General features: G+C 57.9%; 22 protein-coding genes. 11 read left to right on the forward strand and 11 right to left on the reverse strand.

The window, feature by feature from the left end:
* Positions 1-3 precede the first annotated feature (3 nt).
* The 3 genes from rsmF to yebS all read right to left on the reverse strand — a co-directional run bounded on the left by rsmF (position 4) and on the right by yebS (position 5,388).
* Entirely contained in the window at positions 4-1,428 is a 1,425-nt protein-coding gene (gene rsmF / locus AC6I7J_RS09005; protein WP_498007220.1) for a 16S rRNA (cytosine(1407)-C(5))-methyltransferase RsmF, read from the reverse strand.
* A 113-nt stretch (positions 1,429-1,541) separates the two neighbouring features.
* A complete protein-coding gene (locus tag AC6I7J_RS09010; RefSeq protein WP_058771299.1) occupies positions 1,542-4,175 on the reverse strand; it encodes a PqiB family protein in 2,634 nt (877 codons plus the stop codon).
* The gene (gene yebS / locus AC6I7J_RS09015; protein ID WP_166711656.1) at positions 4,144-5,388 is read right to left on the reverse strand and encodes a membrane integrity lipid transport subunit YebS; all 1,245 of its coding nucleotides are present in this window, start codon (positions 5,386-5,388) and stop codon (positions 4,144-4,146) included. Before yebS ends, AC6I7J_RS09010 begins: the two co-directional genes overlap by 32 nt.
* 218 nt (positions 5,389-5,606) lie before the next feature.
* On the opposite strand from yebS, the gene AC6I7J_RS09020 reads away from it, so the two are divergent.
* From AC6I7J_RS09020 to htpX, 4 genes are all read left to right on the forward strand, one after another.
* On the forward strand, positions 5,607-6,107 hold the full coding sequence (locus tag AC6I7J_RS09020) for a GAF domain-containing protein (protein WP_498007177.1): 501 nt from the start codon (positions 5,607-5,609) through the stop codon (positions 6,105-6,107).
* Between the two features lie 96 nt (positions 6,108-6,203).
* A complete protein-coding gene (proQ, locus tag AC6I7J_RS09025) occupies positions 6,204-6,884 on the forward strand; it encodes an RNA chaperone ProQ (protein ID WP_010616374.1) in 681 nt (226 codons plus the stop codon).
* 20 nt (positions 6,885-6,904) lie between these two features.
* On the forward strand, positions 6,905-8,944 hold the full coding sequence (gene prc, locus AC6I7J_RS09030) for a carboxy terminal-processing peptidase (RefSeq protein ID WP_021510017.1): 2,040 nt from the start codon (positions 6,905-6,907) through the stop codon (positions 8,942-8,944).
* 210 nt (positions 8,945-9,154) lie between these two features.
* Positions 9,155-10,036 (forward strand): protease HtpX, encoded by an 882-nt coding sequence (htpX, locus tag AC6I7J_RS09035; protein WP_021510018.1) that lies wholly within the window; start codon positions 9,155-9,157, stop codon positions 10,034-10,036.
* 42 nt (positions 10,037-10,078) lie between these two features.
* Here the strand turns inward: htpX and AC6I7J_RS09040 are convergent, their stop codons facing one another.
* A complete protein-coding gene (locus tag AC6I7J_RS09040) occupies positions 10,079-11,461 on the reverse strand; it encodes an MFS transporter (RefSeq protein ID WP_058774591.1) in 1,383 nt (460 codons plus the stop codon).
* A 162-nt stretch (positions 11,462-11,623) separates the two neighbouring features.
* Here AC6I7J_RS09040 and kdgR point away from each other — a divergent pair, with 162 nt between their 5' ends.
* Positions 11,624-12,415, forward strand: coding sequence for a DNA-binding transcriptional regulator KdgR (gene kdgR, locus AC6I7J_RS09045; protein ID WP_498007178.1), 792 nt, complete (start codon positions 11,624-11,626; stop codon positions 12,413-12,415).
* A 40-nt stretch (positions 12,416-12,455) separates the two neighbouring features.
* On the opposite strand, the gene AC6I7J_RS09050 is transcribed toward kdgR, so the two are convergent.
* Positions 12,456-12,692, reverse strand: a complete 237-nt coding sequence (locus AC6I7J_RS09050; RefSeq protein WP_021510021.1) for a YobH family protein — start codon at positions 12,690-12,692, stop codon at positions 12,456-12,458.
* A gap of 218 nt (positions 12,693-12,910) precedes the next feature.
* Here AC6I7J_RS09050 and AC6I7J_RS09055 point away from each other — a divergent pair, with 218 nt between their 5' ends.
* From AC6I7J_RS09055 to rlmA, 5 genes are all read left to right on the forward strand, one after another.
* Positions 12,911-13,186 (forward strand): YebO family protein, encoded by a 276-nt coding sequence (locus AC6I7J_RS09055; RefSeq protein WP_152390949.1) that lies wholly within the window; start codon positions 12,911-12,913, stop codon positions 13,184-13,186.
* A gap of 18 nt (positions 13,187-13,204) precedes the next feature.
* On the forward strand, positions 13,205-14,203 hold the full coding sequence (locus AC6I7J_RS09060) for an MBL fold metallo-hydrolase (protein WP_498007179.1): 999 nt from the start codon (positions 13,205-13,207) through the stop codon (positions 14,201-14,203).
* A 540-nt stretch (positions 14,204-14,743) separates the two neighbouring features.
* Positions 14,744-14,818 (forward strand): DUF2627 domain-containing protein, encoded by a 75-nt coding sequence (locus AC6I7J_RS09065; protein WP_110866451.1) that lies wholly within the window; start codon positions 14,744-14,746, stop codon positions 14,816-14,818.
* Between the two features lie 83 nt (positions 14,819-14,901).
* Positions 14,902-15,111, forward strand: coding sequence for a transcription antiterminator/RNA stability regulator CspE (gene cspE, locus AC6I7J_RS09070; RefSeq protein WP_021510024.1), 210 nt, complete (start codon positions 14,902-14,904; stop codon positions 15,109-15,111).
* A gap of 140 nt (positions 15,112-15,251) precedes the next feature.
* The gene (rlmA, locus tag AC6I7J_RS09075; RefSeq protein ID WP_498007180.1) at positions 15,252-16,058 is read left to right on the forward strand and encodes a 23S rRNA (guanine(745)-N(1))-methyltransferase; all 807 of its coding nucleotides are present in this window, start codon (positions 15,252-15,254) and stop codon (positions 16,056-16,058) included.
* Here rlmA and AC6I7J_RS09080 read toward each other — a convergent pair.
* The 4 genes from AC6I7J_RS09080 to manX all read right to left on the reverse strand — a co-directional run bounded on the left by AC6I7J_RS09080 (position 16,055) and on the right by manX (position 19,286).
* On the reverse strand, positions 16,055-16,513 hold the full coding sequence (locus tag AC6I7J_RS09080) for a DUF986 family protein (RefSeq protein WP_058781830.1): 459 nt from the start codon (positions 16,511-16,513) through the stop codon (positions 16,055-16,057). The two genes, rlmA and AC6I7J_RS09080, sit on opposite strands and share 4 nt — an antisense overlap.
* 92 nt (positions 16,514-16,605) lie before the next feature.
* Positions 16,606-17,451: a PTS mannose transporter subunit IID gene (locus AC6I7J_RS09085; protein WP_021510027.1), complete on the reverse strand. Its 846-nt coding sequence runs from the start codon at positions 17,449-17,451 to the stop codon at positions 16,606-16,608.
* Positions 17,452-17,465: 14 nt separating this feature from the next.
* Positions 17,466-18,266 (reverse strand): PTS mannose/fructose/sorbose transporter subunit IIC, encoded by an 801-nt coding sequence (locus tag AC6I7J_RS09090; protein ID WP_031280203.1) that lies wholly within the window; start codon positions 18,264-18,266, stop codon positions 17,466-17,468.
* Positions 18,267-18,323: 57 nt separating this feature from the next.
* Positions 18,324-19,286 (reverse strand): PTS mannose transporter subunit IIAB, encoded by a 963-nt coding sequence (gene manX / locus AC6I7J_RS09095; RefSeq protein ID WP_498007181.1) that lies wholly within the window; start codon positions 19,284-19,286, stop codon positions 18,324-18,326.
* Between the two features lie 510 nt (positions 19,287-19,796).
* Between manX and AC6I7J_RS09100 the strand changes: the two genes are divergently transcribed.
* The gene (locus AC6I7J_RS09100; protein ID WP_021510030.1) at positions 19,797-21,365 is read left to right on the forward strand and encodes a TerC family protein; all 1,569 of its coding nucleotides are present in this window, start codon (positions 19,797-19,799) and stop codon (positions 21,363-21,365) included.
* A 12-nt stretch (positions 21,366-21,377) separates the two neighbouring features.
* Here AC6I7J_RS09100 and pdeD read toward each other — a convergent pair whose 3' ends face one another.
* On the reverse strand, positions 21,378-22,940 hold the full coding sequence (gene pdeD / locus AC6I7J_RS09105) for a cyclic di-3',5'-guanosine monophosphate phosphodiesterase PdeD (protein WP_058757738.1): 1,563 nt from the start codon (positions 22,938-22,940) through the stop codon (positions 21,378-21,380).
* A gap of 234 nt (positions 22,941-23,174) precedes the next feature.
* Positions 23,175-24,539 (reverse strand): L-serine ammonia-lyase, encoded by a 1,365-nt coding sequence (locus AC6I7J_RS09110; RefSeq protein ID WP_498007182.1) that lies wholly within the window; start codon positions 24,537-24,539, stop codon positions 23,175-23,177.
* Positions 24,540-24,598: the final 59 nt, after the last annotated feature.

Consider the following 24,598-nt stretch of genomic DNA (forward strand, 5'->3'; position numbering starts at 1 on the left):
GTGTTAGCGGAACAGCCGCCCGTCGCGCACCAGTTCACGCGGATAGCTGTTTTTGATGCGGCTTCCAACGCGTTTCGCCAGGCCCAGCGGCTGCTGCTGGTAGGTGACAATCACTTCATCGCGCGCGGGCGGCGTGTCGGGATGAATATCCTGACCGCGATACCAGCTTTCCGCCTGCGCTTCGTCCAGTTCGAACGCCAGCGCGCTGTCCGGTTGCGCCAGCGCCACCACCGCTTCATGCTGCCAGCGAAAGCCTTTCGGGAAGGTTTCCGCCAGTTTGAGACCGATACGCGAGAAACGCACTTTGCTGAGCCAGCTCTCCAGCGCCGCCGGGAACAGCCACAGCTCTTTGTCGCGCTGCCACAGCGTCAGGCTCTCATCCCAGTGCAGTCCCACCTTGTGCGCGGCCTGCGCCACCTCCGCCACCAGCTTGCGACTGGCGGGCGAGAAGGGCAGCTTGCCGAGTTTGTAGGTCGGCGCCGGCAATGGCGGCACGCTGGCAGTTTTGCGCAGCCGCGCGACGAAAAAGCCTTCGCTGTCGAAGATATGCGGAAACACGTGCAGGAACCCTTCCGGCGTCAGCGCGCGTTCGGCACCAGCGAACAGATCGTTGAGCGGCACAATTTCCAGCGCCTGCGGATAGCGCTGCTGCAGCCAGGCAATCACCTGCTGGTTTTCGATAGTATTAAGCGTACAGGTCGAGTAAATCAGCGTGCCACCCGGTTGCAGCGCGTGAAAAGCGCTGTCGAGTAAATCGCGCTGGGTGGCGGCGATGGCCTCGGTGCTGGCCAGCGTCCAATTGCGCAGCGCGTCAGCATCTTTGCGCACCACACCCTCGCCGGAGCAGGGCGCATCCAGCAGAATGGCGTCGAACTGTTCCGGCAGCGCGGCACCAAAGACGCGCCCGTCGAAATGGGTCAGCGCCACATTGCTGACGCCGCAGCGGCTGATATTGGCATGCAGCACTTTCACCCGGCTGGCGGAGTATTCATTGGCGAGGATCGCGCCCTGATTGCGCATCAGCGCGGCCATCTGCGTGGTTTTAGAGCCCGGCGCAGCGGCCACATCCATCACCTGGCGGACATCCGGCGCGGCGTCAAACAGCGCGCTGACCGGCAGCATTGAGCTGGCTTCCTGAATATAGAACAGACCGCTGAGGTGTTCCGCGACGCTGCCGAGCGGCAGCGATTCGTCATCACGCGCAATCCAGAAGCCTTCCCGACACCACGGAATCGGCGTCAGCTGCCAGCCATAGCCCGCCACGCGCGTGAGAAAATCCTCCACGCTGATTTTCAGCGTATTGACGCGCAGACTGCGGCGCAGCGGCTGCTGACTGATGGCGAGAAAGCGTTCGAGTTCGGCCTCGTCGGCCAGGCTGGCGCGCATCAGCGCGAGAAAATGTTCAGGAAAACGATCGGACACGGATATCTACCGGACTAACAAAGTGAGGGCGAAGTGTAACGCCGAGCCCGGCTCAGGTACAGCCGTGCGCAATATCCCCGGCGCAAATAAGTCGGGCAGCCCGCAGGCTGCCCGTTGTCCTAGTTTGGCGACGGAATCGCCGTGCCCCAGTTGCGCCACTCTTTTGGCGCTTCATCCTGCAGCAGGAAGTGCTTGTCGGCACCGGCCTGCGGCGCCAGCGGCACCGTTGGTGGTGTGGCAAACTGGATGCCGCCGCGAATGAACTGCTGGAAGGTGCCGGTTTTCACCACGCCGCCAATCAGACCAAAGTCGAGGTTATAACCGGAGGCCAGCCAGAACACCGAGTTGTTACGCACCAGATGCTGATACTTCTTGCTGATGCGCAGCGCGATTTGCACGCGGTCGGCCATGTTACCCAGCGAAGTGCCGGTTACCGTGCCGACTTCTACACCGCGGAACAGCACCGGCGTGCCAATCGACAGCGAACCGGCTTCGGTGGTATCCACATAGATATTCAGCCCGTTAAGGTAACGCGAATCGGTAATGGTGCTCTCCTGCAGCTCAAAGCTGCGCGCCAGCGCGCCTTTGCCCGGGTCCACGTTCACATACGGCTGCAGCAGCGTTTCCAGGTGATTAACGCCGGCGGGCGAAATCTCCGGCGAGACAACAGAGAAGCGGCTGCCGATGCGCGCGAAGTCCTGCACATACTCCGGATAGAGCACCGCTTTCGCCACCACCTGGTTGTTATCCTGGCTCAGCGCCAGCGACTCCACCTGACCGACGTTGATGCCGAGGTAGCGGATTGGCATGCCGGCCGACAGTTTGCTGGCATCAAAGGTGTGCAGGGTAATCTGGCTGCCGACCGCACGTGCGGCGGTTTCTGACGGATAGAGCACGCGCTTAACGCCTTTCGCTGCCTGCGCGCCCGTCAGGTTATCAAAGCTGATTGCGCCTTTTAGCGCGCGGTTCAGCGGCGAAGCCTGCACGGTCAGACCGCTGCCGTTGAGCTGGACTTTGGCACCGCCTTCGGCCCAGAACACGCTTTCGCTGGTCAGCAGCTTGCGATATTGCGGCTGGATATGGACCGAAATCTCAAACGCATCGGCGCGCGGCACCACATCCACCACTTCACCGACCTGGAACTTGCGGTACAGCACCACCGAGCCGGCCTGTACATCCGGCAGGCTGTTGGCGGTCAGTTTGAGCGTGGTCGGCGGCTGATCGCCGGTAATGCCTTCCGCCGCGCGCTCTGAGTCGGCGTACAGCGGATAGCGGCTGGACGGCTGACCTTTCGCACCCGGCACCAGCCGGATACCGCCGTCGACCCATTCGCGCGCGCTGGCACCCAGCACCTGCATGCCGTCGAGGCCAAATTTAACGTCGAGACGGCTGTTAACGATGAACTTACTGTCGGCGTGTACCAGCTGGCGGTGCTCCGGATTGATGGCCGCTACAAAGCTGATGCCGTTTTCATCCAGCCGGCGCGAAATCACCTGGCCGATCTTCACGCCATACAGCATCACCGGCTGTCCGGCGTCGATACCGTAGGTTTCCGGCGCGCTGAGCTGAACGGTGAGCACATCCGGCTTCTGCAACAGCGTTTCGCTGGCCGGCAGCACGCTGAAGTGATCCTGCGGCTCACCTTCGCCCGGGACCAGTTCCAGCGTATTGCCGGTCAGCAGGCTGCTCAGGCTGGTGTCGGTCAGGCTGAGTTTCGGCGCGCGCATCTCAATCCGCGTGCCGCTGCGCATCAGGCCGGTGACGGAGGGATCGATCGTCAGCTCGCCGGACACTTTGCCGCCCGGCAGCAGCGTCAGTTTGGTCAGGGTGCCCACTTCCAGCCCCTGATACATCAGCGGCGTGCTGTCGGCTTTCAGGTTGTCGCCGTTGGGCAGATCGAGCGAAATCAGCACGCCGCGCTGGCTGTGCGCCAGGTCCGAATAGAGCTGATAGTTTTGATCGCTGTTGGCCTGTTCGCCGCTGTCCGGCGAGTCAAAGGCAATCGCGCCATTCACCAGCGCGGCCAGGCTCTCCAGCTTCACTTTGGCGCCGCTCAGGCTGACATCGGCGTCAACGCCCGAGACATTCCAGAAGCGGCTCTGTTTTTTCACCAGGTTGGTGAAGCGCCGCTCAATCAGCACATCGATGGTCACGCCATCGGTATTACCGTTGATGCTGTAGTCATAGACGCGGCCGACCGGAATTTTACGGTAATAGACCAGCGAACCGGTGTTGAGCGAGCCGAGATCGGGCGCGTGCAGGTGAATCAGCAGTTCGCCGGTGTTTACCCGGTATTTTGGCTGGGTGTCCAGCGCGGTGAAGTGATCGCGCTCTTTGCCGTCGCCGGGCATCATGCCGATGTAGTTACCGCCCACCAGCGCATCCAGCCCGGAGACGCCCGCCAGCGAGGCTTTTGGCGTCACCAGCCAGAACTGGGTGTTCTCCCGTAGCGCATCGCGCATGTCGCTCTTGATGCTGGCTTTGATCTGAATGCTGCGGTAGTCATCGCTCAGCACAATGCCCTGCACGGTGCCCACTTCCACGCCCTGATAGCGAATCGGCGTGCGGCCCGGCACGATGCCGTCCGCGGTCTGGAAGTTGATGGTGATGGTGGTGCCGCGCTCCTGATAATTGGTCCATAACAGCCAGCCGGCAATCAGCAGGGCGATAATGGGCAAAAGCCAGAACGGCGAAATCTTGCGTTTATTACGCAGATTAGCGCTAGTCGGTGTAGTCGGCGTTTCCTGTTGCATGTGCATCCCAGATCAGGCGGCTATCGAGCCACTCAACGGCCATAATGGTCAGGATGACTGCCGCGCCAAAGTAGAAGGCGGCAGGTCCCATGGTAAAAGCCAGCAGCTGATCACGATTGACCAGCGACATGGTTAAAGCAATGACGAACAGATCCAGCATCGACCAGCGGCCCACCCAGGTGACGGCGCGTAGCAGACGGATGCGGGTTTTCAAACCCTGTTCACACTTAAAATGGATGCTGAGCAACAGCGTCAGCATCACTATCACCTTGGTAAACGGCACCAGAATACTGGCGATAAACACCACCGCGGCCACCGGCACGTTACCGGAGGCGAGGCCAAGAATACCGGAGAAAATGGTGTCTTCGCGCCGCGCACCGTTGACGTACACCACCGAAATCGGCAGCAGGTTAGCCGGGATCAGCAGCACAATCGAGGCGATCAGCGCCGCCCAGGATTTTTGCAGGCTGTGGCGGCGGCGAAAATCGAGCGGCGTATGGCAGCGCGTGCAGCGTCCGCGTTCATCGGGCATACCGGTATGGTGGCAGTTCAGGCAAACCTGCCACCGCTCGGGCGGTTCGTGCGGCACCGACTGCGGGTAATAATGTTCCCACAGCTCCTCCACGTTGAGATGAATCAGCGTCAGCAGGCTCATAATGGTCAGCGCGAGATAGGCGACCAGCCCGTAGCCGACCTCCAGCGCGGCATAATCCTGCACCTTAATCGATGCCACCGCCACGCCGACCAGATAGATATCCAGCATGACCCACTCTTTGAGCTTCTCCAGCATCAGCAGGACCGGGCGCAGGTTCATGCCGAGCGCGTGGCCAATCCACAAATAGCAGATGCCGGCCACCAGCGTCACCGGCGCGCCAATCGTGCAAAACGCCACCATGGCGGCTGTCAGCACGTTGCCCTGTTGCGCCATCTGCAGCACGCCCTCCAGCAGGCTGGCGTTGATGCGCATGCCAAGCAGGCGGATATCCACCAGCGGCAGGCTGAAGGCGAACGGCATCAGTACGATCATCGTGACGGCCATGGCGGTGAGCCGCGTCATTGACCAGTCGCGACCGTTCTGAATACGGGCATGACAGCGCGGGCAATAAGCCGACTGATGCGATTTCACATCCGGTAAGGAAAAAAGGGTATCGCATTGCGGGCAACGCTGATAACGTGCGTGGGGCAACGTCTGGCTGATGGCGTGAATTTTCATAAATGACGCAAGGGGCCCATTGTTCGTTACAGTTACCGGCATGCGGAGCAGAGCACGTCTGTCTGCATCAATCTATGGTACGAGAATAGTCTCAAGCATAGCGTGCTAAGGGTATAGTAACTAACACAATGATTCACCTTGTGGGGTTGGATTATTAGTGCTTATTTTAACAACTGAGTGACAACAAGGTCACGCCAGTGATGAGTTATGGTTAAACAATGAACAAAAAAGCCTTTTACGAGGATTTAAATCGCGATGTCCGCGCACTGTTAGCGGGCGAAACTTCTTTCCTGGCGGCGCTGGGCAACTGCAGTGCGATGCTGTTTGAACGCCTGGAAGGGGTTAACTGGGCAGGCTTCTATCTGCTGACCGAGCCGGAGACGCTGGTACTGGGGCCGTTCCAGGGCAAAATCGCCTGCGTACGCATTCCGGTGGGTAAAGGAGTATGTGGCACCGCGGTTGCGGAGGATAGCGTGCAGCGGGTTGAAGACGTACACGCTTTCCCGGGGCACATTGCCTGCGACGCCGCCAGCAACGCGGAAATCGTGATTCCTCTGAAAGTGAATGGCACGATGGTCGGTGTTCTCGACATCGACAGTACGGTTTATTCTCGCTTCGATAGCGAGGATGAAGCGGGGCTGGTAGCCCTTACCGACGGGCTTTGTGCAGTGCTGGCGAACAGCGACATTGAAAAATTTCTTCAGCTGACGCGCAGCTAATCGACTGGATCACATAGCATTTGGCGATGTTGTCATTATAATGTCGCCTGTTCATGCCTGCTCTGGTCGGCAAACCCGTTGTAATCAGGAAATTTCATGGAAAATCAACCTAAGTTGAACAGCAGTAAAGAAGTCATCGCCTTTCTGGCGCAGCGTTTTCCGCACTGCTTTAGCGCCGAAGGTGAAGCGCGTCCGCTCAAAATCGGTATCTTTCAGGATCTGGTGGAGCGCGTTCAGGGCGAAAACAGCCTGAGCAAGACGCAACTGCGTTCGGCCTTACGCCTTTATACCTCAAGCTGGCGTTATCTTTACGGCATTAAAGCCGGTGCCACCCGTGTCGATCTCGACGGCAACGCCTGTGGCGTGCTGGATGAGCAGCACGTAGAACACGCGCGCAAGCAGCTGGAAGAAGCCAAAGCGCGCGTGCAGGCGCAGCGCGAGCAGCAAAAAGCGAAAAAACGTGAAGCCGGGGAAGAGACCGCTGAGCGTCGTCCGCGCAAGCCTGCTGCGCGTAAAGCGGCGGAGGGCGACGCACCGCGTAAGCCACGTCCACAGGCACCGCGTGCTGCGGCCGGTGAGCGTCAGGCTGCTCCGCGTCCACCGCGGGCAAAACCCGTCACTGACACTTCAACGTTGCAAGCGGGTCAAAACATCAAAGTCAAAGCAGGCAAAAGTGCAATGGACGCTACCATCCTGGAGATTACCAAAGATGGCGTCCGGGTCCAGCTCGCTTCCGGCCTGGCAATGATTGTGCGCGCAGAACACTTGCAGTTCTGAAACGGAGGCCCGACCCTGGCATGAACAGCATTTTTAAGATCGGTATGATCGCGGGCCTGCTGCTGGCAGGCCCCACCTTTGGCGCGGACAACATTACCCGCGCCGACCAGATTCCCCAGTTACACGAAGAAGCACAGCATCCTACCGTCAGTGAACGCGTCACTTCGCGTTTCACCCGCTCCCACTATCGTCAGTTCGATCTGAATCAGGATTTTTCGGCGAAAATTTTTGACCGCTACCTGAATCTGCTCGATTACAGCCATAACGTGCTGCTGGCGTCGGACGTGGCACAATTCGCCGACAAAAAAACCACGCTCGGTGATGAGCTGCGCAGCGGCAAGCTGGATGTGTTTTACGATCTCTATAATCTGGCGCAGAAGCGCCGCTTCGAGCGCTATCAGTATGCGCTCAGCGTGCTGAACCGCCCGATGAACTTCACCGGCAATGACACCATCGATATCGATCGTGCCAAAGCACCGTGGCCGAAAAGCACAGATGAGCTAAACGCGCTGTGGGATGCCAAGGTGAAGTATGACGAGCTGAGCCTGAAGCTGGCCGGGAAAGATGACAAAGAGATTCGCGAGACGCTGACCAAGCGTTACAACTTTGCCATCCGTCGTCTGGCACAAAGCAACAGCGAAGATGTGTTCCAGCTGGCGATGACCGCGTTCGCGCATGAAATCGACCCGCATACTAACTATCTGTCACCGCGCAACACCGAGCAGTTCAATACCGAAATGAGCCTGTCGCTGGAAGGTATCGGTGCCGTGCTGCAGATGGATGATGATTACACGGTGATCAACTCGATGGTGGCCGGTGGTCCGGCGGCCAAGAGCAAATCCATCAGCGTGGGCGACCGCATTGTGGGCGTCGGCCAGCCGGGCAAGCCCATGGAAGATGTGATTGGCTGGCGTCTGGACGACGTGGTGTCCAAAATCAAAGGGCCGAAGGGCAGCAAAGTGCGCCTCGAGATCCTGCCAGCCGGCAAGGGCACCAAAACCCGTACCGTGACGCTGACGCGTGAGAAAATCCGTCTGGAAGATCGCGCGGTGAAGGGCACCGTGCACAACGTCGGCAAAGAGAAAGTCGGCGTGCTGGATATCCCGGGCTTCTATGTTGGCCTGACCGATGATGTGAAAGTGCAGTTGCAGAAACTGCAGAAGCAGAACGTCGACAGCATCGTCATCGATCTGCGTACCAACGGCGGCGGTGCGCTGACCGAAGCGGTATCGCTCTCCGGCCTGTTTATTCCGAGTGGCCCGGTGGTGCAGGTGCGTGACAATAATGGTCGCGTGCGTGAGGACAGCGACAACGACGGCATCGTTTACTACAAAGGTCCGCTGGTGGTGCTGGTCGATCGCTTCAGCGCCTCGGCGTCGGAAATCTTTGCCGCGGCGATGCAGGATTACGGCCGCGCGCTGATTGTCGGCGAACCGACCTTCGGTAAGGGCACGGTGCAGCAGTATCGCTCACTCAACCGCATCTACGATCAGATGCTGCGTCCGGAATGGCCAGCGCTGGGCTCAGTCCAGTACACCATTCAGAAGTTCTACCGCATCAACGGCGGCAGTACTCAGCGGAAAGGCGTCACGCCAGACCTGCTGATGCCGACCGGTGTGGAAGCAGCAGAGACCGGCGAGAAGTTTGAGGATAACGCGCTGCCGTGGGACAGCATCAACGCGGCGACCTACACCAAAACCGGCGATATCACGCCGCTGGTGCCGCAGCTGACCAAAGAGCACGCCGATCGCATCGCCAAAGATCGCGAGTTCCAGTACATCATGAAAGACATCGCGCGTTTCAACGCGATGAAGGATAAGCGTAACATCGTGTCGCTGAATCTGGCCCAGCGCGAGAAAGAGAACCACGAAGAAGATGCGCTGCGTCTGGAACGTATCAATGCGCGCTACCAGGCGGAAGGCAAAGCGCCGCTGAAGAGCCTGGACGATCTGCCGAAAGACTACAAAGAGCCGGATCCATATCTGGATGAAACGGTGAAAATCGCTAACGATTTGGCCCAGCTGGAAAAAGACCAGCCAGCGCCGGCGGCAGCGAAGTAACCCTTCGGCCTGAAATCACAGCACCGCTGCGGCGGTGCTTTTTTTTGCCTGCAACTCGCCGCCCGGCAGGCTGCAGCCGCTACCATTACCAAATGTAAAGTTATGTCTTTTTAGGCACTTAAAGATTAAGGTCGCTTGAAAAGCGCCACAATGGACATAGGATGTATATCCGCGCATGAGCGCGAGCACAACTGAGGAAGATTAACGTTTATGATGCGTATTGCGCTTTTCCTGGTCACCAACCTGGCGGTGATGTTGGTATTCGGACTGATTCTGAGTCTGACAGGAATCCAGTCAAGCAGTGTTCAGGGTCTGATGATTATGGCAGGTCTGTTTGGCTTTGGCGGTGCGTTTGTTTCACTGCTGATGTCCAAATGGATGGCGTTACGCTCGGTCGGCGGTGAAGTGATTGAACAACCCCGTAACGAGACGGAACGCTGGCTGATGGAAACCGTCGGCCGCCAGGCTCAGCAGGTCGGCATTGCGATGCCGCAGGTGGCGATTTACCACGCGCCCGATATCAACGCCTTTGCCACCGGCGCACGCCGTGATGCCTCGCTGGTAGCGGTCTCAACCGGCTTACTGCAAAACATGAGCCGCGACGAAGCGGAGGCGGTGCTGGCGCACGAGATCGCCCACATCGCGAACGGTGACATGGTCACCATGACGCTGATTCAGGGTATCGTGAACACCTTCGTGATCTTCATTTCGCGTATCATTGCGCAGGTGGCGTCTGGCTTCCTGTCCGGCAACCGCGACGGCGAAGAGAGCAGCAACGGCAATCCGCTGGTCTATTTTGCCGTGGCGACAGTGCTGGAACTGGTGTTTGGTATTCTCGCCAGCATCATCACCATGTGGTTCTCGCGCCATCGCGAATTCCACGCCGATGCCGGCTCTGCGAAGCTGGTGGGTCGTGAAAAGATGATTGCCGCGCTGCAGCGCCTGAAAACCAGCTACGAACCGCAGGAACCCAGCAGCATGATGGCGTTCTGTATTAACGGTAAAGGTAAGTCGCTGAGCGAGCTGTTTATGTCGCACCCGCCGCTCGACAAGCGTATCGAAGCGCTGCGCAGCGGTGCTTATCTTAAGTAAGCCACATAGAAAATGAACAGGGCGCCTGCGGGCGCCCTTTTTTTATGACTCTGCCGGCTGACGGCTTTGCGTCATGCGCAGCATACTGACGATCGCCGCCACGCTGGCAAAGGTTCCGGCCAGCAGCAGCGAGGCATGCGTGCCGCTGTCGTTGAACAGGTTAAACATCAGCGCCACCAGCGCGGCGCCGGTGCTTTGGCCGACCAGTCGCGCGGTGCCGAGCATGCCGCTGGCACCGCCGCTACGCTGGCGCGGAGCCGACGAGATGATGGTGTGATTGTTGGGTGACTGGAACAGCCCGAAGCCGGCACCGCACAGCATCATGCGCCAGATTATATCGGCATCCGTGGGTTGTGCAGGCAGCAGCGCCAGCAGAAACAGCCCGGCGGCAAACAGCGCCAGCCCCAGCCCACCCAGCAGCCCGGCATGAAACTTCTCGATCAGGCGGCCGGCAATCGGTGCCATCACCATGGTAGCCAGCGGCCACGGCGTCAGCAGCAGGCCGGTTGCGACTTCATCCCGGCCCAGTACGTTTTGCAGGAAAAACGGCAGCGACACCATCGCCAGCATTTGTGCGCAGAAAGAACAGATCGAGGTGCCGATCGACAACGAAAACACCGGAATGCGCAGCAAATCCACCGGCAACAGCGGCACCGGCATCGCCAGCTGACGCCGCACAAACACCACGCCGATCAGCAGCAGCGCCAGCAGCATACCCGCAATCAGCCAGCCATTTTCTCCCTGCGCGAAGCCGGTCAGCGCTGAAATCAGCAGGCCAAAAAACAGTGCATTCATGATGGCGCTCGGCACATCAAATTTCTGCTGCTTCGCTTTCTGCGTGTTATCCGGCAGGAAGCGCAGCGCCAGCCACAGCGCCACCACACCGAGCGGCACGTTGATCAGGAACAGCCATTTCCAGCTGGCGATGGAGAGAATCGCGGCCGCCACCGTGGGACCGGCGGCGCTGGAGACCGCCACGATCAGCGAGTTGATGGCCATGCCGCGTCCCAGAAAGCGCTGCGGGTAAATAATACGGATTAGCGCAGTGTTGACGCTCATCAGCGCCGCACCGCCGAAGCCCTGCAGCACGCGCGCCACGGTGAGCATATTCAGCGAAGAGGAAAGGGCACAGAACAGCGAGGTGAACACAAACAGCACCAGCCCGACCTGATAGACGCGCCGGTAGCCGAACATATCGCCAAGAAACGACAGCGACAGCAGCGAAATCACGATAGCGATTTGATAGGCGTTGACGATCCAGATCGATTCCGCCGGGCTGGCGTTCAGCTCACGCGCAATGGTCGGCAGCGCCACGTTGGCAATCGCGCCGTCCAGCACCGCCATCATGATGCCAAGCGCAATGGTAATTATTGCGCCGTAGCGCTGTGGAACGGGTAATCCATCCTGAGACACGGTAGGAGACATAAACAGGGAGAAGTGAAGTAAGTGAATATCATCATGCTAATCAATTTTCTGCCTGAAATCACCGCATTAATGGACAAAAATTACAAGTGGATGTGTCGTTGCCGCCGTCCGGCTGTAACCTCTATACTGGCCTTTTTTGCAAAAGCGTTAAGGAAGTCCCGCATGGCGAGCCGCGATAACGATAAACAGCCGGATGCCGTATCATCAGTGATGAAAGTGTTTGGCATTCTGCAGGCGCTGGGCGAAGAGCGCGATCACGGCATCACCGAGCTTTCGCAGCGGGTTATGATGTCGAAAAGCACGGTCTACCGCTTTCTGCAGACCATGAAATCGCTCGGCTACGTGGCGCAGGAGGGCGAGAGCGAAAAATATTCGCTGACGCTCAAGCTGTTTGAACTTGGCGCGCACGCGCTGCAGAACGTGGATCTGATTCGCAGCGCCGATGTGGAGATGCGCGAACTGTCGCGCCAGACTAAAGAGACCATTCATCTCGGCGCGCTGGAAGAGGACAGCATCGTCTATATCCACAAGATTGACTCGCTGTATAACCTGCGCATGTATTCGCGCATCGGCCGGCGTAATCCGCTGCACAGTACCGCCATCGGCAAAGTGCTGCTGGCGTGGCGTGAGCGCGCGGAGGTGAACGACATTCTGCGTGAAGTGGAATTTCGTCGCAGCACCGCTAACACTATCGTCAGCGCGCAGGCGCTACTGCCGGTGCTGGAGCAGGTCAGGCAACAGGGCTTTGGTGAGGATAATGAAGAGCAGGAAGCGGGAATTCGCTGTCTGGCGGTACCGGTGTTTGATCGCTTAGGCATGGTGATTGCCGGCATGAGCCTCTCTTTTCCGACGGTGCGCTTCTCCGAACCGGCAAAAAAAGAGTATGTGGCGATGCTGCATCGTGCTGCGCGCAAGGTGTCGGAGCAAATGGGTTATTACGACTATCCGTTCTGAATTCTGCCGGGCTGACGCGCAGCCCGGCAGGCGGCTTAACTTAGTTGTCGACCACTTCGCCGCTTTTCTTCAGCAGCGGACAATCGGTAACGCCAACAATGCCGCTGTCGGTGTGCAGATACTGTGCGGTAATCATGCCGCGCGCGGTCAGGTAGCTACACTGTAAGCCCAGCCCGGCTGCGTTTTTATTGCTGCCGGTTAACACGCCGTAGCCGGTAAACAGCATCGCCAGCCACAAGACAGCCAGCACCATCACCGCACGAATCAGTAGTTTCATTTTTATCTCCTTGTGTTACATAACGCAGCTGTTCCCGCATTGCTGCGAACTCTATAGTAGCAGCATGCCTCGCTTTTCTCGCCGGATCGATCAGAGATAACTGAAAGCGGCACGCAGGCGGGATAATCTGCTTTATCTCCGCCACCGTATCTTTTCCGCACGCAACGAGTAGAATCAGCGGCGATGTACCTGAATGATGTTTGAGGATTGATGCAGTTATGAACGAATTAGCCGCCAGTACCGGTCCGCTGTTTAACTATGGCGTGCTGGCCATCATTGTGGTTGTGGCGTTTATTGCCTGGTTTTTTGTTAACCGGGCCAGCGTGCGCGCCAGTGAACAGCTTCAGCTGCTGGAAGCGCTGCTGGAAGAGCAAAAGAAACAGAACGCGCTGCTGCGCCGTATCGCTGAGGCGCAGCCGGTGGCCGAAAAAGCGCAGGATGAGCAGGATGCCGGGGACAAGCGCGACTTTATCCGCCTGATTCCGGAACGTTAAGCACACAACGGAGAGGCCATGGCCTGGCAAAATCCCTGGTATGACGCTTCGCTGGCCCATCATACGCCGCACGGCTTTCGTAACCCGGAACAGGAGTTGCGTCAGCCTGGCGATCTACAGCGCTGGCGGCGCGAGCGTAAGCAGCAGAATCTGCCGCTGCCACCGCAGTCCGGCTATGCGGCCTTTACCGCTAGCTGGTGCCAGCAGGCCGACCTGAGCGGTGAAGATGACCGTGTCTGGTGGCTGGGCCATGCCGCGCTGCTGCTGCGTCTCAATCAGCGCTATATTCTGATCGACCCGGCGCTGTCGGCACGCGCTTCGCCGCTGCCGTTTGCCGGGCCGGAGCGTAAAACCCCGGCGCCGATCAGCGTGGCGCAGCTGCCGCATCTTGATTATGTGCTGATCTCGCATAACCATTACGACCACCTTGATCGGCCTACGGTGAAACGCATCGCCCGCCGCTTTCCTGCCGCGCACTTTCTGGTGCCGCTGGGGATGGCCGACTGGTGTCGCCGGCGTGGCGTGCGCACCGTCACCGAACTGGACTGGTGGCAGCAGTTGCAACTGGACGACATCAGCTTCACAGCCGTTCCCGCGCGCCACTGGAGCATGCGTACCTTCTGGGATCGCAACCGGTCGCTGTGGTGCGGCTGGGTAGTGCGTAATGCGCAGCTCAATTTCTGGTTCTCCGGCGATAGCGGCTACAGCGATAATCTCTCTGCCGTCGCACAGCGGCTGGGGCCGTTTAATCTGGCTGCGTTACCGATAGGTGCCTATGCACCAAAATGGTTCATGCGCGGCCAGCACATGGACCCGGATCAGGCGGTACAGCTCTGGCAGCAGATAGGGCGACCGCTGGCGATTCCCATTCACTGGGGCGTGTTTGAACTGGCGGACGAGTCGCTTGACGATCCGCCGACGGTGCTGGCGCAAGCATTGCTGCAGGCGGGCGAGGTCGATGCGCCTTTTGCCCCATGGCGAATTGGCGAGAGCCGCAGCCTGATGAATTACGATTAAGATTTATCCTAAGCCATTTTTGTTAAATGCCAGCGGCTTCCGCGCTTTTTAACATTTAATTGTTGGGTGTTTAGAAAAAAATGAGATAAATGCCAGCGTGCAGTCTGCCTATATTTGGGGCAACGGCGATTATATTTTCCTGATTTTGGTGCAAAACTATTTTTAACTTGTACTGCCAGCAATTTATTGTACAAGATTTGAGCGCTGCGCAGTTTATGTTGCTCATTGCACAACGGCCAGTGAAATAGCTTATCTGTGCCATATTAATGCAATATTTTTTGCCTAAACTTATTTGGTTTAAATGTGAAAAGGCAGCGTTTACCGCTGCGCTTGACGAAACGCGAGTCTGGCGCTAACTATACTGACGCATAGACTTTTTTTGCACACGCTGAGGCGTTGCTGTCAATAACGTTATCCACCTTTCGCTGCCGGTTTCAGGCAATTATGTGCGGCATGTCGATCACTGTTTAAAAATGGCTTGCCATTAATTAGCGGATATGTGATAACGAATCGTGGGTCAAACGAGGTACAGTTCTGTTTATGTATGGCATCTTCAGTAAAGAAGTTACGAGTAAAGACGTTGACGTTGAATACCGCTTCCTTGCCGAACCTTAAATTAGTGCCTCATTCAGTAATGTCTCTGGTTTCTCTGTAAGACTGCCTGCGGGCAATATAAACACTCTAAGGAATTTGCAAAAATGGCAAAGATTAAAGGTCAGGTTAAGTGGTTCAACGAGTCTAAAGGTTTTGGTTTTATTACTCCTGCTGACGGCAGCAAAGACGTGTTCGTTCACTTCTCTGCTATCCAGGGCAACGGTTTTAAAACCCTGGCCGAAGGTCAACAAGTTGAGTTTGAAATTCAGGACGGCCAGAAAGGCCCGGCAGCAGTTAACGTTACTGCTATCTGATTTCGCACTCAGGCTCGGTGTCATGCACCGCTGAATCGAATCTTAAAAGCCCTGCTCAATGAGCGGGGCTTTTCTTTATCCTTTCTGTTACCGGATGATCAGGGTAAACTGCGCCGCGAATCGCTAACCCGGAGTTATCTATGTCGTTGATTTGCCCACTTTGCCACCTCGCTTTGCACCTGCACGCCAGCAGTTATCGCTGTGCGTCCGGTCATCAGTTCGATCGGGCGAAAGAGGGGTACGTCAACCTGCTGCCGGTGCAGCATAAAGGTTCACGGGAACCGGGCGACAGCGCAGAGATGCTTCAGGCGCGCCGGGCCTTTCTGGATGCCGGACACTATCAGCCGCTGCGCGATCGGGTGGCGCAACGTCTGGCTCAGCCGCTCACGAACCGGCCCGCGCAGCTGCTGGATATCGGCTGTGGCGAAGGCTATTACACCGCCGCCCTGGCTGCCGCGTTGCCCGACAGCCAGTTGTACGGTCTGGATGTGGCCAAAGCCGCGGTGCGCATGGCGGCAAAGCGCTATCGCGCGGTTAACTTTTGTGTCGCCTCCAGCCAGCGCCTGCCGTTTGCCGATGGTTCACTGGACGCCATCGTGCGCATTTACGCGCCCTGTAACGAGCAGGAGCTGAGCCGCGTTATCAGGCCCGGCGGCTATTTGCTGACGGTGACGCCGGGGCCGCACCATCTGCAGCAGTTTAAAGCGTTGATCTATCGTGAAGTGCAGCTGCATACGGCGGAAGAGAAAAACTATGCGGGATTTGATCAGATCGATCAGCAAAACCTCCACTACACGATGACGCTGAACGGGGCGGAAGCGGTGAGCCTGCTGCAGATGACCCCCTTTGCCTGGCGTGCGCGTGAAGCGGTGTGGCAGCAGCTGGCCTCCAGCGCCACCTTCAGCTGTGACGCGGATTTCACCCTGACGCTGTGGCAGCGCGTTTAACGCGCCTCCACCAGCGTATGATAGATTTTCTCCAGGTCGTCGAGCTGTTTCACCGCAATCAGCAGGCGACGCTGCTCCAGCTGCATCACCAGAATGCCATCCTCTGACAGGTTCATACTCTGAATACGCCGGTAATCGATCCACACGCTGGCAAAAAACAGGCCGTCATTTTTCATCAGCAGCCGCGGGCTGCGGATCCAGAACAGCCAGATAGCCATAAAGCACAGCACCATTAGCAAAGTGGTGGTGAGCTGCGGGCCATGATGGCTGACGTTGTTCCACAGCAGAATAAGTAGCAGCACGATAAAGATGCCGCTGTCGATTTTATGGCGGCGACGCAGGGTGACGCGCAGTCGGGTCGGTCCATTGCGGCGGGGCAGGATGAGATCGTCGTAAATCGCAAACAGGGCGAGAGCGGCGATCAGCAGGGCAATCAGGGCGTCAGTCAGTGACATACAGGCTTCTTCCTCAACCGAAGTGACCTCAGCGTTGGCGCTCAGGTCACGCCGTTCAAAAAACGCCGGGAGTCTGACTCCCGGCGGTGAGATTACAGACCGAGCAGGCCGATCCAGTAACCAAAGATACCGATGGCAAAGAAGCCAACGATGATCCACAGCGCGTTAACTTTACGGCGCAGCAGCCACATACAGCCAAAGGTCAGCAGCAGTGGAATCAGGCCGGGCATCAGCTGGTCGAGAATCGACTGCACGGTGGTGACCGTGGTTTTGCCGGTCTGGTCGGTGATGCGGGATACCACCAGCGGCACGTTGACGTGCGTCCATTTGTTGACCAGCGCCCCCATGACAAACAGGCCGAGTATCGATGCCCCCTCGGTAAGTTTTTGCAGGAAGCCGCCGCCCATATCGCTGACGATATCCACCCCTTTGCGATAGCCATAAGCCACGCCGTAATAGCGGGTCAGCATACGCGCAATGTTAAACAGGAAGAAGAACAGCAGCGGACCGAGCAGGCTGCCGCTCATCGCGATACCGGCACCCAGTGCGGCGAACACCGGACGCACGGTCCCCCAGAAAATCGGGTCGCCCACGCCAGCCAGCGGCCCCATCAGACCCACTTTGATCCCGTTAATGGCACCGTCATCGATCGCCGCCCCGTTGGCGCGCTGCTCTTCCATGGCCATGGTCACGCCGAGCACTGGCGCTGCCACGTAAGGATGGGTGTTGAAGAACTCAAGGTGACGCTTAATCGCCTGCTTACGCTCGTCGTTGTTTTCCGGATACAGGCGACGGATCACCGGCACCATTGAGAAGCAGAAGCCCAGCGCCTGCATGCGTTCAAAGTTCCACGAACCCTGAAACAGGTTAGAGCGCAGGAACACACCGCGCACGTCACCGGGGGTGAGTTTCTTTGGAGTATTGGTTGTATCTACCATGATGTCACCTGTTCCTAGTCGAGTTCGTTGTCGAGGTCGTTGTTAGCCGGGCCCGCCGAGGCAGCGCCTGCGACGCGGTTGTATTTTGGCGCTAGCTGGATGTACAGCACCGCCATTACCACGCCAATCACGCCCAGCGCCACCAGGTTAAAGTTGGTGAACGCGGCGGTGACAAAGCCCAGATAGAAAAACGGCATCAGGTAACCGGCACGCATCATGTTGATGACCATCGCGTAACCGACCACCACGATCATGCCGCCGGCGATGTTCAGACCATTGGTGACCACTTCCGGAATCGAACTCAGCAGGCTGTGTACCGCGCTGGTACCGACCGAGACCGCCACAATCAGCGCCGGGATAGCGATACGCATCGCCTGCAGCAGCAGGGCAGAGACGTGGATCCACGAAATCGCCGTCAGGTTGCCTTTCTCCGCAGCTTTATCCGCGGCGTGCTGGAAGGCGACAGTGATGGTACGCACGATGATGGTCAGCACCTGACCGGCTGCGGCCAGCGGGATGGCCAGCGCAATACCGGCACCGACGCTTTGACCGCCGGCAATGACCAGAATGGTAGAGATGATGGAAGCCAGCGCCGCATCCGGTGCCACTGCCGCACCGATGTTCATCCAGCCCAGCGCGATCATCTCCAGCGTACCGCCGATGATGATGCCGGTTTTCATATCACCCAGCACTGCACCAATCAGGGTACAGGCCACCAGCGGCCGGTGGAACTGGAACTCATCGAGAATCGATCCCATCCCGGCAATACAGGCCACAATAAATATCAACACTATTTGTAGCGAGGTTATTTCCATTGCATTTTTCCTCAGCAAGATCAGAACTTTTTGCCCACGCGTGCAGGCACAGGCGAATCAGGCATTGACCTTCGCAATCAGGTCCATCATTTTCAGTTTCGGGTCGTTGGAGACTTTACGCACTTCCAGTTCGATACCGCGCTCATTCAGCTTGCGGAAGGCAGCGATGTCCTTCTCATCCACCGACACTGCGTTATTAACCTGCGTTTTCCCCTGACGGAAGGCCATGCCGCCGACATTCACCGACTTGATATCCACGCCTTGCTCTACCACGCGCTCAACATCGGTCGGATTGGTAAACAGCAGCATCACGCGATCGGAACCGTACTTCGGGTTGTTCCACACGCGGATCATCTTGGCGATATCCACCACGTGGGCGGTCACGCCCGGCGGCGCCACCTGACTCAGCAGGGTTTTGCGTACGTGATCGTTGGCCACTTCATCACTGACGACGATGATGCGCGTCACGTTGGTCTCTTTGGTCCAGCGCGTGGCCACCTGGCCGTGGATCAGACGGTCATCAATACGGGCCAGGCCAATTTTCATGTGCTCGCCCGGTGCCAGCGGTTTCTGCGGCTGGGCAGGGGCTTTCGGGGCCGGTGCGGCCGCAGCCGGCGCGGCGGATTCGGTTTTGAGCGCTTTCACCCCCTCGCGGCCGGCCTCGACGGCGATGTGGATCAGCTCTTCCAGCGATGGGTCGTCATCGCGCCCCATCAGGGTTTCCACCAGCATGGGAATGTTGACCCCGGCAATAACGTCATAGCCCGGTTTGTCCACCACGATGCGGCTGGCGGCGTTAAACGGGCTGCCGCCCCAGGTGTCCACCAGAAACAGCACGCCTTTCGACGTGTCGAGTCGGGCGAGCTGCGCCTGATATTTTTCGATTAGCGTTTCTGCATTTTCGCCGGGAACGAAATCAATCCATCCGACATTTTCCTGCTCGCCTAACAGCATTTCTGCTGTTTTCAGCAGCTGTTCTGCCGCCCAGCCATGTGTACCAATTACAAGCGCAATGGTCACTTGCTACCTCCGTTCGCATGAGAGTTCCCGACCATGGCCGGGAATCATTGAGTATTACCGTTGTTATTTTCTGTGGATCGCCCGGGACTAAATTGAAGAAAGTCATCAGGAAAAGGCCCAAAACATTCCGCGATACAGCAGTAAGGTCGCGATTTATTTTAGTGAGCGAAAAAATAAAATATGTGACGTTGCTCTGCTATTCAGAGCGTACCGGCGGCAACGGGCATTTTTATGGCAGTTTCTTGCGCTGGCGCAGTTATTTGTAAATGTAAGAAAATTTTTTGACGTTGTTGATGTAACTGATACATTAGCTTTCTGTTTATTACTCAGGAGTACCGGGCTTTAGCTCACCTATATGGACCGTCACCGATGTCGCTTCACTTGTTCCCCGCGCTGCTCAGCGCGCACCCTGACACCTGCCGGTGTTGCCTCATCCGTTAACGCTCTCTCGTCTCGCCTTCCGGCGCAGGCTCAGTCGCGTTCGCCCTTACGTTTAGCAAGGAGTCATTGATGGAATTTCTCTTCGACCCCTCAATCTGGGCGGGTTTACTGACGCTGATCGTGCTGGAGATTGTGCTCGGCATCGACAACCTGGTGTTTATCGCCATTCTTGCCGACAAGCTGCCACCGAAACAGCGCGATAAAGCGCGCCTGATTGGTCTGTCGCTGGCGCTGGTGATGCGCCTCGGCCTGCTGTCACTGATCTCCTGGATGGTGACGCTGACGCGACCCCTATTCAGCGTAGGCGATTTCAGCTTTTCCGGACGAGATTTAATTCTGTTGATTGGTGGTTTGTTCCTGTTGTTTAAGGCCACCATGGAACTGCACGAGCGGCTGGAAAACCGTGGCATGGAGCATCAGGGCAACAAAGCCTATGCCAGCTTCTGGGCGGTCGTGACGCAGATTGTGGTGCTGGACGCGGTGTTCTCCCTGGATGCGGTGATTACCGCCGTCGGTATGGTGAACCATCTGCCGGTGATGATGACGGCGGTGGTGATTGCCATGGGCGTGATGCTGCTGGCCTCAAAACCGCTGACCCGCTTCGTCAACGCGCACCCAACGGTGGTGGTGCTGTGTCTGAGCTTCCTGCTGATGATTGGTCTGTCGCTGGTGGCGGAAGGCTTTGGTTTCCATATTCCGAAAGGTTATCTGTACGCGGCGATTGGCTTCTCGATTCTGATCGAGCTGTTCAACCAGATTGCGCGCCGGAACTTTATCCGTCATCAGGCGCACCGTCCGATGCGTGAACGTACCGCCGAAGCGATTCTGCGTCTGATGGGCGGGCGTCAGCGTAACCAGCCGGCGCATACCGAAGAAGCGTCGCTGACGGAAGCGATGCCGCAGGAAGCGTTTAAAGACGAAGAGCGTTACATGATTAACGGCGTGCTGACGCTGTCACAGCGTTCGATTCGCAGCATCATGACGCCGCGCGGCGATATCTCGTGGGTTGACGTCTCGCGTCCGCTGGATGAGATCCGCATTCAGCTGCTGGATACGCCTCACAGTCTGTTCCCGGTGTGTCGTGGCGAACTGGATGAGATCATCGGCGTGGTGCGCGCCAAAGAGCTGCTGGTGGCGCTGGAGCACGGTATGGATGTCGCGACCTTCGCGGCCAACACGCCGCCGATTGTGGTACCGGAAACGCTGGATCCTATCAACCTGCTGGGCGTATTGCGTCGCGCTAAAGGGAGCTTCGTCATCGTTACCAACGAATTTGGTGTGGTGCAGGGCCTGATTACGCCGCTGGACGTGCTGGAAGCGATTGCCGGTGAGTTCCCGGACGAAGACGAAACGCCGGATGTGGTGGCGGATGGCGACGGCTGGCTGGTAAAGGGCGGTACCGATCTGCACTCGCTGCAGCAGCTGCTCGACCACCATGAGCTGGTCGATCCGGATGAAGATCACGCGTCGCTCGCCGGCCTGTTGATTGAGCAGAAGGGGCAGCTGCCGCTGCCGGGCGAGATTATCGATTTGCCACCGCTGCACTTCCAGATTATCGAAGCCACAGATTACCGTATTGATCTGGTGCGCGTCACCAAAGACAAGCCGCACCATGACGAGGAAGAGGGCGACGCCTGATGTCGTCCGGCATCAGGCGCCCAGCTGCGCCTGATGCTGCGCCAGCCATTGCGGGAAGTCCTCAATCGGCATCGGGCGCGCATAGTAGTAACCCTGCAGATGATCCACGCCGCGCTCGCGCAGATAATGCGCCTGCTCGGCGGTTTCCACTCCCTCCGCGACCAGCGCGATATTCAGCCGCTGCGCCAGTGAAATCACCATATCCGTCACCGTGGCGTTGATCGCGTCAGTACCAATCGCGGCGGTAAAAATTTTATCGATTTTCAGTACGTCCGGCTTCAGGTCCTTCAGATAGGCCAGCGAACTGTGGCCGGTGCCGAAATCGTCAATCGCCAGCCGCACGCCAATTTCATGCAGCTGCGCCACGACCGTCTGGTCGATAACTGGCAGCGCATCGCGCTCGGTCAGCTCCACCACCAGTTTCGGCAGGGGATTGGCGGGCCACCAGTAGCGCTGTAAATCCTCAACAATCAGGCGGTCGCGGAAGTGGCTGGCCGCGACGTTAATCGCGATATGAAATGCCGGGCACTGTGGCAGATTAGGCAACTCCGCGACGACTCTGGCAATCACAAAGCGCGTCAGCGGTGCAATCAGATTCTGGCGTTCGGCCAGCGGAATAAATACGTCCGGGGCAATCCAGCCCTGACGCGGATTGTGCCAGCGCAGCAGCAGCTCGATACCATCGCAGTCGCCGCTGCGGGCATTGATCAGCGGCTGGCAGTAAACCATAAATTCGTTAGCGGTGATGCCATAGCTGATTTGCCAGCTCAGACTCATGCGATTGGCGGTGGCCAGCCAGACGATATAGCCCAGCAGCAGGCTCAGCAGTACCGCCAGCGGCAGCTGAGACGGCAGCGTGTTGAGCGCCAGCCGCGCCGGAGAGGGACCGTACAGCGTAATGCTGTAGGGATAACGCAGCGAGGCCTGATCGTACGCCACTTCGTCATCGGACGGCACGGTATGCTCGATCAGCGGATTACCGTACTCGAGGCTCTGTCCGCCTACGTTGAAGATCGCGCGTTCCACCCACGGCAGCTGCGGCTCCAGCAGATAGTTGGTCATCAGCTCAATGTTGATGATTTGCAGCAGGCCGTCCTGGTTATCCAGCGACTTTGGCGTCCACAGCAGCAGCACCGGCGAACCTTTTAGCAGGTAGTCGTCGGTGGACAGCATCATGCGCTGGTTGTTGATCGCCAGCTCGGGATAGGTCTGGCTGAACGAGATGTGGCGCGGGCCATAAATACTCGAACAGTAGATGGTATCGTCCTGTACCAGCAGCACGGTGCGCACGGTTTGCAGCGCGGCGATCTTCTCAATCAGCGGATAGCGCACCTGCGTGCAGGGCACGCCCACCAGCCCCAGCGTGTTGTTGGCGGAGACGTCCAGCGGCGAAAACATGCGGTCAAAGCGCTCAATCGCGCGGGTGGCAAAGTTAAGGGACTGCTGCTCAATGCGTGACTTCTCTTCGATGTAGCGAAAAGTCAGCGTAAGAATGAGAACCAGCGACGCGATCACCAACGCAATAAGCAGGCGCTTACGGCGAAATTGACCCACAAATTGCTGGGGAAGGAGCATCAGTAACCACCTTGCTAAGACAAAGAATGAGGCCAAATTAACGTGAAGGTTATCGGCATGGCGGCGGCCAAATTTAGCGCGGCTGGAGAAAAAAAGCGGCACTAAAAAATCGCGCGACCATTAGAGGTCGCGCGCAAAAATAATGTATCTGGTTTGATAACGCGGAGGTAGAGGCCATTGCAGAAATAATGGCCGATCGCTGCAATTGTCAGCAGCGAAACGCGACGTTGCCGGTCAGTCGCACTGCACCTTGATCGCCAGACCGCCACGCGAGGTCTCACGATATTTAGCGTTCATATCTTTGCCGGTCTCGTACATCGTCTCGATCACCTTATCCAGCGATACGCGCGGCTCGCTGGTGCGGCGCAGCGCCATCCGCGCGGCATTGATCGCCTTGACGGAGGCAATGGCGTTACGTTCAATGCACGGCACCTGTACCTGACCGGCGACCGGATCGCAGGTCAGTCCAAGGTTGTGTTCCATGCCGATTTCAGCGGCAACGCACACCTGCTCCGGGCTGGCTCCCAGCAGTTCAGCGAGGCCGGCGGCGGCCATTGAGCAGGCCACGCCCACTTCACCCTGGCAGCCGACTTCGGCACCGGAAATCGAGGCGTTCATTTTATACAACACGCCAATCGCGCCCGAGGCGAGGAAGTAGCGGATAAAGATATCCGGCGTGACCGTTTCGATGAAGTGATCGTAATACGCCAGCACCGCCGGCACGATACCGCAGGCACCGTTGGTCGGTGCAGTGACCACACGACCACCGGCCGCATTCTCTTCATTCACCGCCAGCGCAAACATATTGACCCAGTCGATGACGTTCATCGGATCGTTAGAATGTTTGGTTGAGGAGACCAGCAGACGTCGCAGCGACGCCGCCCGACGCGGCACGCGCAGCGGGCCCGGCAAAACGCCTTCGGTATTCAGGCCACGATCGATACACGCCTGCATGGTTTGCCAGATGTTACCAAAATAGGCGTAAATCTCGTCACGGCTGTGCAGCGCCAGTTCGTTTTTCATCACCAGCCCGGAAAGCGACATGCCGGTATCGCGGCAATGACTGAGCAACTCTTTGGCTGAATGGAACGGGTAGGGCACGGCGACCTCATCCAGCACTGACTGACCAAAATGCGCTTCGTCGACAATAAAGCCGCCGCCAATCGAGTAATAGGTTTTGCGCTCAAGCAGCCGATCGCCGGCAAAAGCGTACAGGGTCATGCCGTTTTCATGCAGCGACAGGTTTTCGCTGCGGAAGACCATGCCGCCGTCACGCGGGAAGTCGACCTCGCGCGCGCCCTGTGCCAGCAGCAGCCGCTCACGCGTTTCGACATCTTTGATAAACGCCGGAATGCTGTCGATGTCGACGCTGGCAGGCTCAAAGCCGGCCAGACCCATGATGATGGCAATGTCGGTGTGGTGTCCTTTCCCGGTGAGCGACAGTGAGCCGTAGACATCCACCGCCACGCGCGTCACGTCCTTCAGCTTGCCCTGTTCGATCAGCAGGTCAACAAACTGTTTGCCCGCTTTCATCGGGCCAACGGTATGCGAACTGGACGGGCCGATACCCACTTTGAACATGTCAAAAACACTTATCACCGGTGACGCTCCTCACAAATCTTCTTTTCTACGGCACAGGCCGTTAATGCGGCTAATAG

The organism is Type-C symbiont of Plautia stali (assembly GCF_059730935.1).

Excerpts from the sequence above, each read along its gene's own strand:
- AC6I7J_RS09010 (WP_058771299.1), bottom strand. The coding sequence starts at position 4,175 with ATGCAACAGGAAACGCCGACTACACCGACTAGCGCTAATCTGCGTAAT.
- yebS (WP_166711656.1), bottom strand. The coding sequence starts at position 5,388 with ATGAAAATTCACGCCATCAGCCAGACGTTGCCCCACGCACGTTATCAG.
- AC6I7J_RS09020 (WP_498007177.1), top strand. The coding sequence starts at position 5,607 with ATGAACAAAAAAGCCTTTTACGAGGATTTAAATCGCGATGTCCGCGCA.
- proQ (WP_010616374.1), top strand. The coding sequence starts at position 6,204 with ATGGAAAATCAACCTAAGTTGAACAGCAGTAAAGAAGTCATCGCCTTT.
- prc (WP_021510017.1), top strand. The coding sequence starts at position 6,905 with ATGAACAGCATTTTTAAGATCGGTATGATCGCGGGCCTGCTGCTGGCA.
- htpX (WP_021510018.1), top strand. The coding sequence starts at position 9,155 with ATGATGCGTATTGCGCTTTTCCTGGTCACCAACCTGGCGGTGATGTTG.
- AC6I7J_RS09040 (WP_058774591.1), bottom strand. The coding sequence starts at position 11,461 with ATGTCTCCTACCGTGTCTCAGGATGGATTACCCGTTCCACAGCGCTAC.
- kdgR (WP_498007178.1), top strand. The coding sequence starts at position 11,624 with ATGGCGAGCCGCGATAACGATAAACAGCCGGATGCCGTATCATCAGTG.
- AC6I7J_RS09050 (WP_021510021.1), bottom strand. The coding sequence starts at position 12,692 with ATGAAACTACTGATTCGTGCGGTGATGGTGCTGGCTGTCTTGTGGCTG.
- AC6I7J_RS09055 (WP_152390949.1), top strand. The coding sequence starts at position 12,911 with ATGAACGAATTAGCCGCCAGTACCGGTCCGCTGTTTAACTATGGCGTG.
- AC6I7J_RS09060 (WP_498007179.1), top strand. The coding sequence starts at position 13,205 with ATGGCCTGGCAAAATCCCTGGTATGACGCTTCGCTGGCCCATCATACG.
- cspE (WP_021510024.1), top strand. The coding sequence starts at position 14,902 with ATGGCAAAGATTAAAGGTCAGGTTAAGTGGTTCAACGAGTCTAAAGGT.
- rlmA (WP_498007180.1), top strand. The coding sequence starts at position 15,252 with ATGTCGTTGATTTGCCCACTTTGCCACCTCGCTTTGCACCTGCACGCC.
- AC6I7J_RS09080 (WP_058781830.1), bottom strand. The coding sequence starts at position 16,513 with ATGTCACTGACTGACGCCCTGATTGCCCTGCTGATCGCCGCTCTCGCC.
- AC6I7J_RS09085 (WP_021510027.1), bottom strand. The coding sequence starts at position 17,451 with ATGGTAGATACAACCAATACTCCAAAGAAACTCACCCCCGGTGACGTG.
- AC6I7J_RS09090 (WP_031280203.1), bottom strand. The coding sequence starts at position 18,266 with ATGGAAATAACCTCGCTACAAATAGTGTTGATATTTATTGTGGCCTGT.
- AC6I7J_RS09100 (WP_021510030.1), top strand. The coding sequence starts at position 19,797 with ATGGAATTTCTCTTCGACCCCTCAATCTGGGCGGGTTTACTGACGCTG.
- pdeD (WP_058757738.1), bottom strand. The coding sequence starts at position 22,940 with ATGCTCCTTCCCCAGCAATTTGTGGGTCAATTTCGCCGTAAGCGCCTG.